This window comes from Actinoplanes sp. NPDC048988, from assembly GCF_043197815.1.
Lineage (GTDB): Bacteria > Actinomycetota > Actinomycetes > Mycobacteriales > Micromonosporaceae > Actinoplanes.
Window position 1 is genome coordinate 1 of record NZ_JBICTW010000045.1, and the last position, 1,028, is coordinate 1,028.

The following is a 1,028-nucleotide window of genomic DNA, read 5'->3' on the forward strand; positions in this document are numbered from 1 at the left end:
CTAGGCCGTGTTTCGTAGTGCGCGGAGCCATTGGTTGATGGCGGCGATGGTGAGGGTGGCTTCGTAGCGTACGGCGAGTTTGTCGTACCTGGTGGCCATGGCGCGGTGTTGTTTGAGCTGGTTGATGCCGCACTCGACAGCGTGGCGCAGGCGGTAGACCTCGGGGTCGAAGGCGGGCGGGCGCCCGCCTTTCGACCCTTTGGCTTTGCGGTGCGCGTCCTGGTCGGTCTTGCTGGGGATGCATGCTCGGATGCCACGCGAGCGCAGGTGAGCCCGGTTGGCCTTGGACGTGTATGCCTTGTCGGCAAGGACGGTGTCCGGCCGCGTGCGTGGCCTGCCGCCACTGATCCGAGCGACGCGGAGTCTGGCCAGCACCGTGATGAACTGCGGGCTGTCGCCGCGTTGTCCGGCAGTCACGATCACTGCCATCAGCTTGCGGCCTTGTTCGCAGGCCAGGTGCGTCTTGGTGGTCCAGCCGCCCCGAGATCGGCCGAGTCCGTGATCTGCCGGCTCGGCCCGCACGCCACCGGGCGGCTCCTTCTGAGCGTGGCCATCACGGCGAGCTCCAGCCGCGTGCTGATGGGCGCGGCTGATGGTCGAGTCCACGCTGACGGTCCAGCCGATCAACCCGGCCGCGTCCGCCCGAGCCTGCAATAGAGCCAAGATCTGTTCCCAGACGCCGTCACGCTGCCAACGGCGGAACCATCGATAGAGGGTCTGCCAGGGCGGGTACACCTCGGGCACGTCCCGCCAGGGCGAGCCCGTCCGCACCCGCCACCGAATCCCGTCAATGATCACTCTGATGGTCCATCTGCGCGGCCGATCACGACCCGTTCCCGCAGGCAGCAACGGCTCGAGAACCGCCCACTGCATGTCGGTCAGGTCGTGTCGCCTCGCTGCCGCTACGCTCGGCACGAGGTCTCCGGTGTGAAGTTCTAGCTTGGTCGCTGAACCAACTACCGGAGACCTCTTCTGTTATCGATCACCAACACGCCTCAACATCGACGCCGCTACGAAACACGGCCTAG

Annotated in this window: 1 protein-coding gene; it reads right to left on the reverse strand. The window is 66.2% G+C overall.

The genetic code is table 11. The features are described 5' to 3' along the window. The gene (locus ACGFJ7_RS46820; RefSeq protein WP_360254012.1) at positions 1–915 is read right to left on the reverse strand and encodes an IS5 family transposase; all 915 of its coding nucleotides are present in this window, start codon (positions 913–915) and stop codon (positions 1–3) included. Between the last annotated feature and the right edge of the window lie 113 nt (positions 916–1,028).